Source organism: Pseudomonadota bacterium (genome assembly GCA_008501635.1).
Lineage (GTDB): Bacteria > Pseudomonadota > Gammaproteobacteria > QQUJ01 > QQUJ01 > QQUJ01.
Window position 1 is genome coordinate 1 of the sequence record QQUJ01000014.1, and the last position, 16,547, is coordinate 16,547.

At 53.4% G+C, this 16,547-nt stretch carries 12 protein-coding genes; 4 read left to right on the forward strand and 8 right to left on the reverse strand.

The window, feature by feature from the left end; genetic code table 11:
* Nucleotides 1-546: 546 nt before the first annotated feature.
* The 8 genes from DWQ09_07270 to DWQ09_07305 form a co-directional block, all read right to left on the reverse strand.
* On the reverse strand, nucleotides 547-1,587 hold the full coding sequence (locus DWQ09_07270; protein ID KAA3628696.1) for an IS481 family transposase: 1,041 nt from the start codon (nucleotides 1,585-1,587) through the stop codon (nucleotides 547-549).
* 156 nt (nucleotides 1,588-1,743) lie between these two features.
* Nucleotides 1,744-2,199, reverse strand: a complete 456-nt coding sequence (locus tag DWQ09_07275) for an NUDIX hydrolase (protein ID KAA3628697.1) — start codon at nucleotides 2,197-2,199, stop codon at nucleotides 1,744-1,746.
* 413 nt (nucleotides 2,200-2,612) lie between these two features.
* Complete coding sequence (locus DWQ09_07280) at nucleotides 2,613-3,581, reverse strand: NADPH:quinone oxidoreductase family protein (GenBank protein ID KAA3628698.1); 969 nt, start codon at nucleotides 3,579-3,581, stop codon at nucleotides 2,613-2,615.
* Nucleotides 3,582-3,636: 55 nt separating this feature from the next.
* A complete protein-coding gene (locus tag DWQ09_07285) occupies nucleotides 3,637-4,977 on the reverse strand; it encodes a phenylacetate--CoA ligase family protein (GenBank protein KAA3628699.1) in 1,341 nt (446 codons plus the stop codon).
* 202 nt (nucleotides 4,978-5,179) lie between these two features.
* Nucleotides 5,180-7,072, reverse strand: coding sequence for a C4-dicarboxylate ABC transporter permease (locus DWQ09_07290; GenBank protein KAA3628700.1), 1,893 nt, complete (start codon nucleotides 7,070-7,072; stop codon nucleotides 5,180-5,182).
* A 108-nt stretch (nucleotides 7,073-7,180) separates the two neighbouring features.
* On the reverse strand, nucleotides 7,181-8,188 hold the full coding sequence (locus DWQ09_07295; GenBank protein KAA3628701.1) for a hypothetical protein: 1,008 nt from the start codon (nucleotides 8,186-8,188) through the stop codon (nucleotides 7,181-7,183).
* Between the two features lie 84 nt (nucleotides 8,189-8,272).
* The gene (locus DWQ09_07300) at nucleotides 8,273-8,602 is read right to left on the reverse strand and encodes a hypothetical protein (protein ID KAA3628702.1); all 330 of its coding nucleotides are present in this window, start codon (nucleotides 8,600-8,602) and stop codon (nucleotides 8,273-8,275) included.
* A gap of 19 nt (nucleotides 8,603-8,621) precedes the next feature.
* A complete protein-coding gene (locus DWQ09_07305; GenBank protein KAA3628703.1) occupies nucleotides 8,622-10,088 on the reverse strand; it encodes a UbiD family decarboxylase in 1,467 nt (488 codons plus the stop codon).
* A 322-nt stretch (nucleotides 10,089-10,410) separates the two neighbouring features.
* On the opposite strand from DWQ09_07305, the gene DWQ09_07310 reads away from it, so the two are divergent.
* The 4 genes from DWQ09_07310 to DWQ09_07325 all read left to right on the forward strand — a co-directional run bounded on the left by DWQ09_07310 (nucleotide 10,411) and on the right by DWQ09_07325 (nucleotide 15,394).
* On the forward strand, nucleotides 10,411-11,163 hold the full coding sequence (locus DWQ09_07310) for an IclR family transcriptional regulator (protein KAA3628704.1): 753 nt from the start codon (nucleotides 10,411-10,413) through the stop codon (nucleotides 11,161-11,163).
* 1,531 nt (nucleotides 11,164-12,694) lie between these two features.
* Nucleotides 12,695-13,834, forward strand: a complete 1,140-nt coding sequence (locus tag DWQ09_07315; protein KAA3628705.1) for an acyl-CoA dehydrogenase — start codon at nucleotides 12,695-12,697, stop codon at nucleotides 13,832-13,834.
* Nucleotides 13,835-13,866: 32 nt separating this feature from the next.
* Nucleotides 13,867-15,066, forward strand: coding sequence for a CoA transferase (locus DWQ09_07320; GenBank protein KAA3628706.1), 1,200 nt, complete (start codon nucleotides 13,867-13,869; stop codon nucleotides 15,064-15,066).
* 124 nt (nucleotides 15,067-15,190) lie between these two features.
* Complete coding sequence (locus tag DWQ09_07325; GenBank protein ID KAA3628707.1) at nucleotides 15,191-15,394, forward strand: hypothetical protein; 204 nt, start codon at nucleotides 15,191-15,193, stop codon at nucleotides 15,392-15,394.
* Nucleotides 15,395-16,547 lie beyond the last annotated feature (1,153 nt).

The window sequence follows — 16,547 nt, forward strand, 5'->3', positions numbered from 1 at the left end:
ATGCCTTGTTTGTACTGAGTGCATTGACCAATCTGTACCTGGCGCGGCGACGATTGCGATGCCCGACATAGGATTGGTGCGCCTGATAAACCGCAACGGCGCACAAAACGGCTAGAAAACGGCCCATGTTGAGCCGAATACTGCCTGCAAACGCTCCTTATGATGAAAAACACAAACATATTGAATCGGCCGTGCTGGTTTGCATCACTTATTCAGACGTTCCTTAATCAAGAAAACCATATGTCCGGCCCGATAATCTGAAGTGCGGCACGTCCGCACGGTTAAGGTTATCAATGGTTTTGCTACCTTGATCCACCCCGAAACGAACACGCTTTTTGTCCGTCGCAGCATCCCAACTGAACGCATCAGTTGGATAGCCGACCTCACCTACTGTCATTACGATACCAAGTGCACCTGAATTCAAGCAATAGAACATATCGTCAGGTAATTCTGATGCGACCGGATGCAGGGTCGCGGTAATGATATTTGTAGTGGTCGCGACCCGATCTGACAGTTAACGGTTCCGACGAAGCGCCGGTTGTCAGATCAGTTCAAATTACTGACCTTCTCATCCCACAGCATCCGTCCATCACGTAACGTCTGCATGGGTGTCCTACCGCAACACATTTTACCCTGATGCGTGCGTTCATTATTGTAGTGATCGACCCAAACGTCCAGATCGGCCTGCAACTTGTCGAGCTCGCTATAGACTTTCTTCCGGAAGGCCACTTCGTAGAACTCTTCCTTGACTGTCCTGTGGAACCGCTCACAGATGCCGTTGGTCTGTGGGCTGTAGGCCTTGGTCCGCGTATGATCGATGTCGTTGATCGCCAGATACAGTTGGTAATCATGCCGCTCAGGCCGGCCGCAAAACTCGGTGCCACGATCGGTCAGAATCCGCAATAGATCGATACCTTCTGACTCCAGCAGCGGTAGTACACGATCATTGAGCAGATCGGCGGCCGTAATGGGCGTCTTGGTCGTGTACAGTTTGCAGGCCGCCACCTTGCTGTAGGTATCAACAAAGGTCTGCTGGTAGATCCGACCAATGCCCTTGATTGTCCCGACGTAATAGGTGTCCTGGGAGCCGAGATATCCCGGATGTTCGGCCTCGATCTCGCCGTGCGCCTCATTCAGCGTCTGTTGGCGCTCAAGCGCAATGACCTGGGCTTCTGTCAACACCAACCCCTCTTCGGCGACCTTAGCCTCCAGAGCCCGCAATCGTAGCTTGCGACTTTGCAGCTGGTGTCGTAGCCAGATGCTGCGCACTCCGCTCGGCGATACGAATACGCCTTGCTTGCGCAGTTCGTTGCTCACTCGTACCTGCCCGTGGGCCGGATACTCCAGGGCAAAGTCCAACACAGCCTGCTCAACCTGCGGTTCAACCCGATTCTTTGGGTTTGGTTTACGGCGGGTCTTGTCCAGCAGCGCTTCCACGCCACCCTCATCCCTGGCTGATTTGTAACGATAAAACGTGTCTCGCGATACGCCCATCATTTGGCAGGCCTTGGACACGTTGCCCAGTTCTTGTGCCAAGTTCAACAATCCTACCTTGTTCCCAATGATTCTTTGTGTAGACTGATTCATGAGGGTTATCTCCTATGGTTCTGTATTGAAAGTTCGCACTTCCATCAGAACCGATAACCCTCACTTTTTTCAAGCCAGGTGTCAGATCAAGTCGCGACTAACTCAGATATTTATCACGCCTCCGTCCTCTTTGCTGATGTTTATCTACCGTATCGGTCAACGCCAGTTGGCGAGAATCGATTGGATTACTTCATGGACCCAATAATCCCGCGATGTCCCCCACTCCGGAGGAGGCTGATGCGGTAGTTGGCCGCGCCTGAACAGCGCAATGTCACCAGCATCATCGCCGGCGTTGGGAACACCGCCTACCGAATGACTGCGAAATGCTGTAATCACCATGCGAGACTTTGTATCTGATCTCCCACGTTCGGAGTATATTCCCACCACACCATCCAACGAGATCTCCAGTCCGCTTTCTTCGCGTGCCTCTCTTACTACAGCCTGCGGAACGGATTCACCGATTTCCACATGTCCCGCGGGTGGTATCCAATATCCAGTCAATGGTGCTTTTGTCCTTTGTATCAGCACCAACTGATCGTCATGTTCAATCAATGCCAAAGCTACCGGTTCATTGTGTGATACAATCCTACGACCGGCGGCTTTGCAGACCATCGGGGGTCGCTTGTTAAACGATGTAATATCACTGTAGTGCCAGCTAGCGCTAGTCGTGCGGTGATTTGATCCGTACATTTCGTTTCCAACGCTATCGGGTCGCCATCCAAAATGTCTGGGTTGTCCGTAAGGTACGATTGCCATGTGGAATATGTAACGAACACGCAGAGAATACGTTCGACAGCCTATAGCTCCCCGAACGGTCAAGATTCTGTGCAAAAGTGCGGCTATTCATCAAGATAGCTCGCTTAACCGCGCCGCTGTAAAGCAATCATCGATTCCCGCTAACCGCTGTAGTTGAGGCAACTTATACACCCGGGTTTCACCGTCTGATCCTGAGGCTCTTGTCTATACGTAAAACACCGTAGAACTCCAATCTGATGTACGGTGACCGCCGTTGACACCACAATGCGCTACACGACAACCACCATTTTACCAGTGGCCTTACGGTCAAGGATTCGGCGGATCATCCCGGGAGCCTCGTGAAGATTCCCAGCAGCGCTAACGTGTGGATGCAAGCGAGAATTCAATAGCCCCGTAAATAAATGTTGAGCCTCTGACTGCAACTTGTCGTTGTCGTTGCGGATATAGTGGCGAATTGAAAAGCCGAGCGCCGAGCGATTCTTGACTAATAGGCGGTTCGCTGCGAACTGCGGAATCATACCACCGGTGAAACCAACGATCAGGTAGCGTCCATTCCAAGCCAACGCACCGTTGGCTGCTTCAAACAGCGGGCCTGCCACAGGATCGAAGACTACGTCAATACCGTCAGGTGTGGTACGACGCAATGCCTCTTTGAGGTCTTCCCGATGGTAATTGATTAGCCACTCCGCACCCCTTTGGTCTGCGAGCGCAAGTTTCTCCGGGTTACTAGCTGCCGCCAGTACTCGTGCGCCTAGTGCATGACCGATGTCCACCGCTGCGAGACCTGTCCCACCAGCGGCGCCCAGCACCAACAACATCTCTCCCTGCTGCAGCCCGGCACGATGCCGAAGTGCTAATCCGGAGGTTAAATATACCGAAAGACAAGCAGCGACAGTTACAGGGTCTAGGCCTTCGGGAAGCGCAAAGACCTCGTTCTCATTAGCGACCGCGTACTCAGCATGGCCACCATCCCATACCAGCGCGGCGACCCGGTCACCTTCGGCAAATCTAGAGCCCGGATGAGCTGCCACCACCCTACCGGTCAGTTCCGTGCCCGGTACAAATGGCACCGGGTGCTTGTTTTGATGTAAATCGCGAATCATCATCGAGTCGACATACGAGACGCCCGCAGCAATCACCTTGATAAGTACCTGTTCTTCCTTGGGCACCGGTATTTCCACATCCTCCACTTGCAATTGCTCTGGGTCACCATAACCTCTGCAAACTAGCGCTCTCACCGATACTTACTCCGTCACATGCTTTGTAGTCGTTGATAACCACTCGGTCATTAGACTATGGCTGCGTTTTCCTGAGGTCGACGACGTAGCGGTTTTTTGTCCGTCTTGCGACATCCTCGGCAGTCGCCAATCCACCAAATGGAACCGCGGTTACAGCCGCGCTGAAACCGACTCGCTCCTTGATGCGTTGCGCTACTCGCACTGCTAAATCATTCACTGTGTCATTCTGGTCAGGGGCACATTCTATTTGGACTTCGAGACGATCTCGTCCATTCTTGCAGTCAACCACGATGCGGAACTCCGGCCCAATCTCTGGGAATTGCCGCAGAGTCGCTTCTATCGCCGTCGGATAGACCGCGGCGCCTTGGATCTTCAGCATGTCATCGATACGACCGCGAATTGGGCTTAATCGTCGAAAGGGATGTCCGCACGCACAGGCCTCAGGCCAAATCGATGCTATATCGCCAATCATGTACCGGATCACCGGTGCAGCCTCCTTAAACAGTGAGGTCACTACGACTGCGCCCTCCTCACCGTCAGGTAGTGGGTCAAGCGTTTCAGGATCGACAACTTCGAACAGGTACGCATCCTCGTTGAAGTGCATACCATGCTGATACTCGCACTCCCAAGCCGGGGCGCCAGTCTCTACACTGCCATAGTTGTTGAAAGATTTCACACCCCACGCATTTTCGATTTGCCGACGTGTCTCCTCGACCAGCGGTTCACCCGTGTGGTACATGACCCGGAATGAGAAATCCCGCTTCAAGTCAAATCCCCGCTCTCGTGCTTCGGTCGCCAAGTGCAATGCGTACCCACCGGTGGCGCCAAGTACAGTACTGCCCCATTCACGGGCAATCTCGAGCTGCCGCATCGATTGAGTCATCGCACCGCTGCCCGCGGGGATAGCCAACGCACCGAGCTTCATGGCGCCCTCCATCGACGTAAACCCCGGTATAAACAATGCCAAGGCGAAGGCGACCTGAACACGGTCGGCGGAGGTGACACCTTGCGCGGCTAGTCTCCGCGCCCATAGATTAGTAATGTTCTCCCAGTCTGCACGGGTATGCAGTACTGGTTTTGGCTTTCCAGAGCTGCCTGAACTCGCCTGTAGACGAACTGCCGGAAAATCTCCCTGAAAACTGCCGAATGGTGGATGCGCGATGAGGTCCGCCTCGAGATCCTGCTTGCGTATGATGGGTAGGCGGCGCAAGTCATCGAGACCAGTCACGCAATCTGGGTTTACACCGGCTTGCGTCCAAAGCCGACGATAAAATGGTATATGCAACCATGCCCGCGCAACCAGCCGTGGAAGCGCAACGTTTTGGATATGCTCTATCGCGGCACGGTTTGGATACGCCACTCGGCTATCGATTGGTAGGACTTCATGAGTCGTCATCGCCGTGATTCACTCCATCTCGCTATCAAATGTCAATAGTTGTTGGAATTCCGCCGCAGCGGTTTAGCTGTAGAACCGGATTGCTAGCTCAATTGTTTATCAAAAATGCGAATCGCAGACAGCATCAATACCTCTTCTCAAATCTCCTATTAGCGCGATACAGGTAGCGGCAAGCGTCGGTCCCATGTACATGCCCGAGCGCTCATACACAACTCGCTGCTTGCTCGGAACGGATGCGCCTGACAATTTGGGCTCCCCCTATCAACAGCCAACCTAATACCGCCACCGACCATGACGACACACCGATCCACAACATTGCTAAACCAACCGCAATCGAACTCAATCTATAAAACAATCCTAAGGGCCGTACACAGTATCCTACCAACCCAATCGTCAATAAGTACACTCCGGCAACCGCTCCCACCAGGGTGTTAGCAATTGCTTCCGGGCTACCTTGCAGCAAGAATCCCGGGTGATATACAAAGAGGAACGGTATTAGGTACGCGATTAACGCCAACCGCATCGAAAAAAAAGCCGTACGCATTGGTGGCGCACGCGCCAGCGCCGCAGCGACGAATACCGAAATACAAACTGGCGGTGTTAGAAACGAGAGCGTGCCAAAATAGAAAACGAACATATGTGCTGCTAGTTCGGTTACTCCCCCTTGGACAAGCGCTGGGCCGATTAAGATCACCAGAATAATATACGTTGCCGTAACAGGTACGCCCATGCCAAGGACGATACTACCGAGAGCGGCCAGTAGAAGAAGTAACCAAAGCTCATTCCCAGCTATAGCAACGATCTTCTGCGACAAATTACTGCCGAGTCCCGTGATACCCAGGCAGCCCATAACCAACCCGGCTATTGCACAGACGATGACAATATAGACCACGCCTTCTCCTGCCTTCACTAATACCTTAACGTGTGTTTTAAAAGATCGGCGCATCGTTGGAATAATTATGCTAACGGCTAGCGTAGTTAATATGGCATAGAATGCTGAGTTCTCGGGACTTTGGAATTGCACGAACAGTGCGTAGATCAGTACAGCGAAGGGCAGAATAATTGGGATGACCACCTTCAATGCAGGTTTCAACAGAGGAATTTCTGCAGCATGCATAGAAGTTATTCCATGCTTTGCTGCCTCCAGGTCGACCTGGAAGTAAACACACATGTAGAACAGCAGCGCGGGCACTACGGCGGCAATAGCGACCTCTGAGTAAGGGATAGCTAGAAACTCCGCGATAATGAACCCGGTCGCGGCCATAATTGGTGGCAACACAAGACCACCGGTAGATGACACCGCCTCAATCGCCGCGGCTTTGTATCCCGGGTAGCCGCTCTGCTTCATCATGGGAATGGTAACCATTCCGGTAGTCGCAACGTTTGCAGATGCACTGCCCGACATTGAACCGAATATCGCGCTGGCAATGACACTCACTTTGGCTGGGCCACCGCGCCGCCGACCCATGATCGCAAACGCAAAATCTGATACTGCCTTGCCACCTCCCACGCCAAACAGAATCTGCCCGAAGAGCATAAATATCGTGACGATAGTTGCTGCAACGTATAGAGGAATACCATGGATCGCTCCCTGCCCCATGTAGTTGTACAGCATTAGGCGGTCAAAACGGATACGGCGGACTTCGAACAGTCCATCCAGATGATGGCCAAGCAACGCATAAGACAACGCCGCCACGCCTACTATTACCATTGTCCATCCCGCGCAGCGCCGAGTTGCCTCGAGTAATAGTGCAATTCCGACGGTGCTTACGATGACTTTGTCGATGGTCAGGAGGCCGATCTGTGGCAGCAGCTCGTGATACCACAACGTAGTGTATCCACCACTAGCCAACACAAGCATGATCAGCAATAAGTCATACCAAGGAACTACCACAGTCTTGTCTTTATCCAGTCCATTTCGATGCTTAAACGGCGGTATGAGTATAAAGACCAAAGTCATCGCCAAAGTCAGCAAATAGGCCAAGAATTGTTCCTTGTAGATGACTATACCTAGCTCAGGTAGCAGCTGCATGCTATAGACAATAGCTGATACCGGGAGCAGTGCAGCGATGAAAGATGCGGCTAATGCCCACATATCGCTGAGGTGTCGACGATATTCAATCACAGCACTGTCCAATCAAGGGGAGAGAGATGAAAGGCGCCCCACTAGCCGAAAATGTAATCTCTAAACGCAGATTTGGGCTTAGCGCCGCTGATTCGTGAGCATGGATTGGTGCTGCTTCATTTCAGCCGTCCAGACACCTTTCTCCCTATAGAAGTCTATGGCCGCGTGATGGTAAGGTATCACCGCCTGTGTACTGGCGAAGCGATCAGGTGTCCAGGTTGCTAATGGCCTAAAGATACTCTTCAGTTCGGAATGATGGTCCCAGATAGATTCCAAGAATTTTCGCACTGTGTTATCAGCGAGATCAGGACGTACCACGATGGTGATTGCATAGCTCAGAACGTCGATGCTCTTCTCCACACCGGGCAGGCCTTCTTGAACACGTATCGGTGACCACGACTGTCCGAACTCCCTAGCCCGGGCTATCCCCTCTGGGGTTACATCGGCAGCCAGAATCCGCGCACCGCGGCTAGCATCCAATTCGCGGATAATGCCACTCCCGATCGATCCAACCGCAGCTACTGCTCGACCTTCCATTACCGCTCGAACACCTTCCGGATAACTTGAAACGGTGACCACCTCGACGTCGTCGGTGGTCAAACCGTGTGAGGCCAGCACAGCCGCTGATGTAACACTAGAGCTGGCAAACGCACCGTAGTTGGCGACCACGCGTTTGCCTTTGAGTTGAGAGACAGAGGTGATTCCGCTGTCCTTTGTTGTGACTAGCGAAAGCCGAATTGGCGATCCCAACATGAGAGTTCTCATACGAAACCCCTTCCCACTTGACGCATCGTCATATGGTGGGCGGCCTGAGTGGGCAGCCAACGCGTCAATCGGATTAACGAGCCCGAAGTCGACTTCCTGAGTAGCCATCATCGGATAGAAAACACTGCCTCCCTGCGGTAGGATGTCGACCTTGAGATCGGAGTGTTTAGTGACCGTAGCGCCAATCGCAGTAGACATAGAGTAGAATAAGCTACCATGCGGATTGCCACCCATAACCACTATTTCTGCTTGTGCAGAGAATCCGGTACACATCAAGAATGACAAAGCTATATGCCGTATGAATTTTTTTCCGGTTTTCATACTCAATCCCCCCACCGTTACTGTTTGCCCGTGACGCTACCCCAACAAATCATCTGTTTAGATTTGTGCCTGCCGTTCAGTTTGTCATTTCGCGGTGTTCTCAGAGCGGCTTTCGCTCTTTCTTTCCAGCCGCGCCAGTGCCTTAAAAAAATCTGTGTAAGGCGCGCCCTCTATCAGGTCTGGCAGCACCTCAACGATTTCTATGCTGCATGGTTCGGGATCCTTTTCTCCAACCACGGAATAAATCCATAGAAGCGGCTCGCCAGAATGTGGCGGCCGAACCACCTTAGCTCGTACATTTAGTCCGCGATATTTCTTGCGACCAGGTGTCAGGTCGCGCAGTGACAACACTACTTCATGGCCGCTGAGTAGATGTGCTGGATCGCGCACAAAGGTTTGGTAGGATTTTTCCATAACGAATCTCCTGTTTATATCAAAGGCCGAGTTGATTCCAGCGGGCGTACACACGATCCTGGACTTCAGGGGAATACATTGCATCGAGCGTCGCCCGAATCGGCGTAACACTGCTTGGCCATTCCGGTGGCCAGGTGACGTCGAAAGCCACGCTCGCGCCAAGCCGCGCAGCCCTCTCTTCTTGACTGTAAGCCGGTGTCAGAGCATTGGCACGACCCTCATATCGGTGGATGTGCGTACCACGATCTGGATGACACTTCGTCGAGAACGCATGCAATACCGCCGGGATGTTGAAAACATCTACGTCGTCATCAACAACGATAATCTTAGACATCAATGCCCTTCGCGCAGTCAAAACCTCGACAATCTTGCGTGCCACCTCAGCACCGCCCCGACGTACGGAGACAATGGTTAAGTGAACACCGCCTTCTGGCGGCACGTAAACCTCGGCCACCGGGATACCATGTTTTTCGAGGCGTCTCTTGATTGCGATAGCCCCCGAGATCGAAGTCGTTGTGGCGCTGGAATCCATAAACCCAGTCGTGTCGAGTGTAAGAATCGGATTATGCCGATGTGTGATCGCCCTAACCCGTGCGCACAGGGCATCGCCCATCTCGCCGCTGCGATACCCGGGGTACTCGCCATATGGCCCCTCTTGGGCAAGGTGGTTGGGTAGCACCTCCGCTTCGATGACGATCTCGGCGCTAGCTGGCACCATTAAATCAGAGGTCTCACACTTAACTAGTTCCACCGGCCGCTCGCCGAGCGCCCCGGCTAGTTCCGCTTCATCGCCGGCAAGACGGAATGTCGCTGCGGCAGCTAAATGACTCGGAATATCGGCTCCGATGACGATCGCGATCGGCATCGATTTTCCTTTGGGTACATAACCTTCTAGTAGCATCTTGCCCAAGTGGCTTGTCGGGCGCGGATAACCGGTCAGAATTGTTTCGTTATGAACCATAAATCGGTACATGCCCCAATTGACCCAACTGCTTTCGGCGTCCTTAGAGACCACCAAGTCCCACGTACCCAAGTAGCGTCCACCGTCGCCTTCGTGGACCATTGGTGTCGGCAGATCGAACAGGTCGATGGCATCGCCGGTGATCACCACCTCCTTACATGGGCCATCGTCCACCACAACAGGCGGAATGAGATTCTGTTCACGTTCAGCGTACGCGGCATAGAGATCTCGCACTGACGTTTCAGGTGGAAGGCCAAGTGCTACAGCCATCCGCCGCCAGGTGGCAATCGGGTTAGTAGTGATCCGCCAGCCCGGAGCATAGTCCTTGACATTGTTAAACATGAACGCGGGACCGTTGCGTTCGCAACTGAGCCGGCCAAGTCCAGCAAGTTCTTGATCCCAGTCGATCAAGTCATTTACCGTAACGAGATCACCAGTTTTCTGGATTGCTTCCAGGAAGCCTCTCATATCTTGCGGTGCCATCTTTTTCCCCACTTTCGACGGCGATATCTGGTAGATCGCCATGTTGAAAATATGTGCGTATTCCGTACATCCTAAGTGCACGTTTCAGCTGAGGATGACGATATTCAAAGCAATACTGTCCGTCAATAGCCATTCTATAAATGTTCGCTATACGCACTCTTTTATTGGTTTGCACAGCCTATTTGGTTAACTATATGGGTTTCTACGAATGCACTTTCGTTCACATTGCGCACATTATATCGCGCTCTATTTCTTGGTGATTGGGTTGGGTATGGCCTACAGGCCAGCTGGATCCTCGATTTGGTTGTTCTAACCCCGCACAGCTTTCATACTGTCGCTATTCTGGATCGGAGAATGGGGAGAGATGAATAATCGCGATTACGTCGCTGCGCTAGAGAAGGGGCTCGCTGTAGTTGAAGCCTTCGATGCCGCCAGCATACGCTTGACCCTGAGCGCTGTGGCACGCAAGACGGGCTTGACACGTGCTGCGGCCCGCCGCTATCTGTTGACTCTGGTGACCCTTGGCTATGCCGAGACTGACGGTAAGCATTTTGAATTGACACCGCGAGTGCTACGCCTCGGTTACGCTTATCTCTCGGGGGCCACGCTGCCCCGCATTGCGCAACCTATCCTTGAGCAGATTGGCGAACAGATCCACGATGTAGCTTCACTGGCACTGCTCGACGGACAAGACATCCTATTCCTCGCCCACTCCACCAATCGCCGCATCCTGTCTGCCGCCGCTAGCGTGGGTACCCGCTTTCCCGCGTACTGTACCGCGATGGGCCGTGCACTACTTGCGTGTCAACAGGATGCTGAGATCGAGAAGTTTCTGCGCGAAGTCCGTCCTTTGAAACTCACGCCGAAGACCTGTATCGGAATTCGCGAACTCAGGGAGAAAGTGATGCAAGCGCGCAGCGATGGTTTTGCGATTAGCGACGGGGAACTAGAAGTTGGCATGCAGGCGATTGCTGTTCCAGTGAAGGGGGTACGTGGAACCGCTTACCTGGCGATCAGCGTCAGCATGCATACCGGGCGATTGACAGCCGACGAGCTGATCGAACTTGTACTACCACCGTTGCAGACCGGCGCCAACGTGCTCGCCACGATGCTCTAACTGCCGGTCTGTTATTTATGGGGACACTCTAACCTGTTCGTTTGACTAATGAGTCCTGTATAGATGAACGACACTTTTTCCTGTCCCGCTGGTTAAAGGAAGTGATGTGAAGATCGTGGTGGTGTGGAGCATGAAACGAAAAAAGGAAATTCTACAACGGCGACGCTTGCATGCGGCGCGACTGCTGGAGCAAGGTGTCGCCAAGTCCGAAGTGGCACGGCGCATTCAGGTCCCCCGTCAGCAGGTGCCGTGCTGAGCCAAACGCATCAGCGACGAGGGCAAACCATCTTCAAAGCCGCTCCCTTGGGGCATCCCTTACAGCTCGACGAAACCGCCTGTGGTGAACCGGTGCAGTTCCTCAAGCAAGGTGCGTTGACTGAGGGGTTCTCGAGCGAATTGTGAACGCTACCACGCGTTCGAGCGTTGATCGCCAAACACTGCAACGTGCAACACAGCGAAGCCTACTGCCGTGGCTACTCCGGGGAGCGGGTTTCAACTGTCAGCGCCCGACCGAAAAAGCCCTCCAGCACAACGAGCAGGCGATACGGTAGTGGAAGACCAAGCATCGGGCTGCATTGAAAAACCCCCAAAATACGGCAAAACCATCGTCTTCATCGACGAATCGGACTTGAGCCAGTGGCCCACGCGCGCGCGGGCAGACGCCCGTGCTCCATAGTACAGCTACTCCTAGTACCAGTTCTCCGCCATAGCCGGTGTGACTTTCTGACAGTTTTACTTTCGGCCGTACGCGAGCGCGATCGAGGCGCTTCAGTTGGTGGGGTTTCTTAACGCACTGAGTCACCAGATCGCCAGGCCACTGCAGATCATCTGGGACCGTTTCAAGATTGGCAAGGTGGCGGCACGCCAGTTCTTCGAGCGTGAGGACGCCTACATACAGCTTGAGTGTCGGGCCAGCCTATGCACCGGAGCTCAACCCAGTCGAGTACATTAGGGGCGACCTGAAGAACTCCGAAGCCACCAATCTTTGCGCACGCCAATTTCATCAGGTCAGTGATTTTGTCCGGAGCCGACTGCGCTCCATGAAGCACCGCCTGGCACTGGTGCCTGCCTCCTTGACACAGGCTTAATTGCCATTATGACATTGGGACTCATTTATACAAAATTTCTATAAGAATAATTCAGGCCATCAATCCAAACCCAAGAGGAGGTTTGCCGATGAAGGTTTCGAGCGCTATCACACACCAACCCGCTGCGGGGGGCTCTATGAGATAGACCGCACCATTCTTTGGGCGGTACTTTTTTGTTTGATCGCTCCAGTCTACCCATAGGGCAAGAGGGCAAGCCAACCGCCGATGAGTCTGGCACGGACACTGCCATTTTTAACCGTCAATTGTCGCTACGATCTCGGATCCTTCCCTTGCGTTGTTCTCTAGCAACGTCGGCATCACGATCTCCTATGGAATAATGGTAGTACCTTTCATTGACATTTTTTATTAGCCCTCCTAGCATGTGGCAAAAATATAGAGGTAACCAGAAATCCCGTGTCAAACATTAGCTAGGAATCGGACGTATGAAGCTGCAACCAGAGCAGATCGCCTTTCGGGAAACTGTACGTCGCATGGTTGAGACCGAGATCGCACCTATCGCTGTCGAACTGGATGAGACCGATCGCTTTCCAGAGGAACTGGTGCCAATTTTCGGCGATATGGGGTTGCTGCAACTTTGGGTGCCCGAAACATATGGCGGACCCGGCGGAGACCTGACGATGCTCTGTCTTGCACGTGAAGAGATCGCGAAGGTCTCCTTCGCATGTTCAATGATGGCGGGACAGAACTCAATGGGGATTATCCTTCCGCTGCTGCATTGTGGTACTGAGGAACAACGCCAGCGGTTTCTTCCCCTGGTAGCCAAGGGCCGCACCATCACCGCGGTCGCCATCACCGAGCCATCTGCCGGATCCGATGTTGCCTCCATGCAGACACGGGCGGTGAAAGATGGTTCGACCTATGTCCTCAATGGGCAGAAGTGCTTTATTAGCTTCGGTAGCGAGGCACACTACGTGATGGTCTTCGCCCGCACGAGTGAGGGCAAAAGCGTTGACGGCATCAGCGCGTTCCTTGTGGACACTACCTTGCCCGGCTTCAAGGTCGGCCGGAACGAGCGAAAGATGGGTATGGGCGGAATACCCAACGTGGAACTGTTCTTTGAAGATATGAGGGTTCCAGAAGCAAACCGAATTGGCGAGGAAGGTCAGGGATTCAAGACTGTAATGCGAATTCTCAACCTCAATCGCCCCACCATTGGCGCCGCTGCTGTTGGGTTGGCCCAGGGTGCAACAAACGCTGCGATCGCTTACGCCAGAGAACGCAAGCAATTCGGGCGTCCTATCGCAGATTTCCAGGGCTTGCAATGGATCATTGCCGACATGGCGACCCAGGTTGAAGCCGCTCGCGCTTTGGTCTACGAATGCGCCCATCGGGTCGATGCCGGTGATATCGACGGTATAGCTGGTTTAGCTTCGATGGCCAAATGCTTTGCTAGCGACACCGCTATGAAAGTAACCATCGACGCGGTCCAAGTCTTTGGTGGTGCAGGATATATGAAGGACTACGCGGTTGAGCGCATGATGCGAGATGCCAAGGTTGCCCAGATATTTGAGGGCACAAACCAGATTCAACGCTCAATCATCGCCCGGCATCTGCTGAGATAACTAGATAGATAAGCCGGATTGGAGATACCCTCATGACTTGTTCACAACGTAGGTTGATTGCCGGCACCCGTCCACTAGCCAACATCAAGGTTTTGGATTTCAGCTTCATGATGGCCGGTCCCTATTGCACGCGGATACTGGCCGACCTAGGTGCAACAGTTATCAAGGTTGAAACTCCCACCGGGGACTACGTCCGGAGTCGCCCACCGCTCCGCGACGGTTGGAGTTCGTACTACGGACATCTCAACGTCGGTAAACAAAGCATCATCCTGGATCTCAAGAAAACACAAGCTGTCGAGATTGCAAAGCGCTTAGCAGCTGCCTGCGATATTGTAGTAGAGAACTTCCGACCTGGCGTTATGAAGCGCCTCGGGATTGACTTCGACGTCCTCTCTGCCATCAATCCTGAGTTGATCTACTGCGCAATCTCTGGCTTCGGCCAGTCGGGGCCGGCGGCAAATCGTCCCGCGTATGCACCCATCGTACACGCCGCCAGCGGCTACGACATGGCTAATCTGAGCTATCAGGACGACACACAGAGGCCGACCAAGACAGCTATTTTCATCGCGGACATCATGGCTGGCATTCAGGCCACGGTTGCTATCGAGGCGGCATTACTGGCACGTGAGCGAACACGCAGCGGGCAGTTTATTGACGTCACCCTGGTGGAGTCCATGTTCAACCTACAGGTCTATGAGTTCCAGGAAGCACAGTGTCCGACCGACGCACGCCGCCCATTGTATCAACCCCTGCGCACCTCCGATGGATACGTAATTGTCGCACCGGTGACTCAGAATAATTTTGTGCAAATGGCTGCCTGTATTGGCCATCCTGAATGGTGCGTAGACCCACGTTTCACCACCGCCACCTCGCGTGGACGAAACTGGGATTTGCTGATGTCCCTCGTCGAAACGTGGACGCGTCAGCGCTCTGGCAACGAATGCGAACACTTGCTTACGGCTGCAGGAGTCCCCTGTTCACGCTATTTGACCATCGGCGAAGCGATGCAAGATCCGCATTACGACCACCGCGGCAGTTTTGCCATGATCGAAGACCCGGCAGGCAGCTATAAGATTCCCAAGCTTCCGTTCCAAATGTCTGCTGTAGATATTGCACCTCGCTCCTATGTCGCCGACCATGGTGCCGATACCGAAATGGTATTGAAATCGCTTCTCGACCTGTCCGACGACGAGATTGCTGCACTCACAGATAGCGGTGTATTCGGATCTTGATATCTGTTCTCGCCGGTTACACTTTCGATAGTCATTAGCATATCCGTGCACCACACACTCCTTCTCTTGCCCCGGTCCAGCAGGGTTTTTTTGGTGCGCCTACCATGGGTGCACCCCTGAGATAATGCACCTTGCTGAAACCCTACAGGTGGTTAATCACATGGAAGGCATGCGGCCGGTGAATGTACCAGAGGTGTCATCCGTCCAACGATGCCACCTAGAGCTCGCCACTGTGTTCCGGCGCGTACCGGCTTCCGGCCTGGTCATGCTCATATTAGAGCAGGTCGACCTTCAGCCTCTGGTCCCGAAGCGACAACTCGCCGGCTGAGGGCTGGTGCTGGCCACGGGTTCCGGGAAGGGCCAACCCACAAATCGCTCCTCAGCGCCCTCACGGCCGGGGACCACGGCCTCATCCCAATACCCGTTGCGACATCAACAGGCGAAAATGAAAGTGATCGCTTCTGGAAGCTGGTGCAGTTACACCCTTTCTACGCTTACGAGAATTTCATCCAGGGGATTCAGCCAGTTACTCATTCTGCCGGGATGTTTGGACTATCCAATGGTAAAGGGCAGATTCATGCAGTTCTGCGACAAAGCTTGAGCCCGTGAAGCAACCCGCGTCCTTGTTGTTGACGAGATCAACCGCGCAGAGCAGTAGCGGGTCTGCAGGGAGCTCATGTGCCTGTTCTAAGATCGCGATCGGACCAATACCCCTAAAGCCGCTGGCGACACGTTTTCTTTACCGGCCAATGTCCGCTTCATAGCGACTTCGAATACCGCGGATCGCTAGATCGCGCCTATGGACCATGCACTGCGCTGGAGATTTGTCTTCATCAGCCTGAACCCCAACTACGATTTCCATCCCTCTTAAGACAAAAACACCAGATGCGACCTGCCCGGGTTGATCGCGATCCTGCAGTGTGTAAACCGCAAGATCGGCGGCGGACACTACACCATTTGCGTGTCGGTGTTTCTGTGCAACGACCTGAGTACCCAGATTGAGGACATTTGGAACATGGAGTTTAAGTCCTGTCTGGACAGTACTTTTTCGACCAACTGGAGAAAGTTAACGACCTCCTCTGGGACACGGTCGCAGAGAATGTAGCGCCGTGATCTCGGTGACATCCCGTACTATTGAACTTCGAGAGTATGCACGCACCGCGCTTGACATCAGTTGGTTGTCCTATGCCGCAGCAACGACACTCTGGCGTACCCATTCCACGTAGGTCGCCGTCGATTTTCCATCGCTGAAAGCGGACAACTAGTGGGTTATTACACATAGGGATGGGGTGGGTAAATCTCCTTGTCCCTTGACCTTCTGCTGAGGATCAACCTAAAGGTCGAGGTCGTAAACGTTTTTCAGATGCTTGAGCATGCATACCAGCTAAGATCGTTTCTGATAGTGAAGAGCCCCGCCGAGGCCGATAAGCTGCAGTAATTTTCGAGTACCTCTCTGTCATCCTTTCGCGCCGCGGCATCAC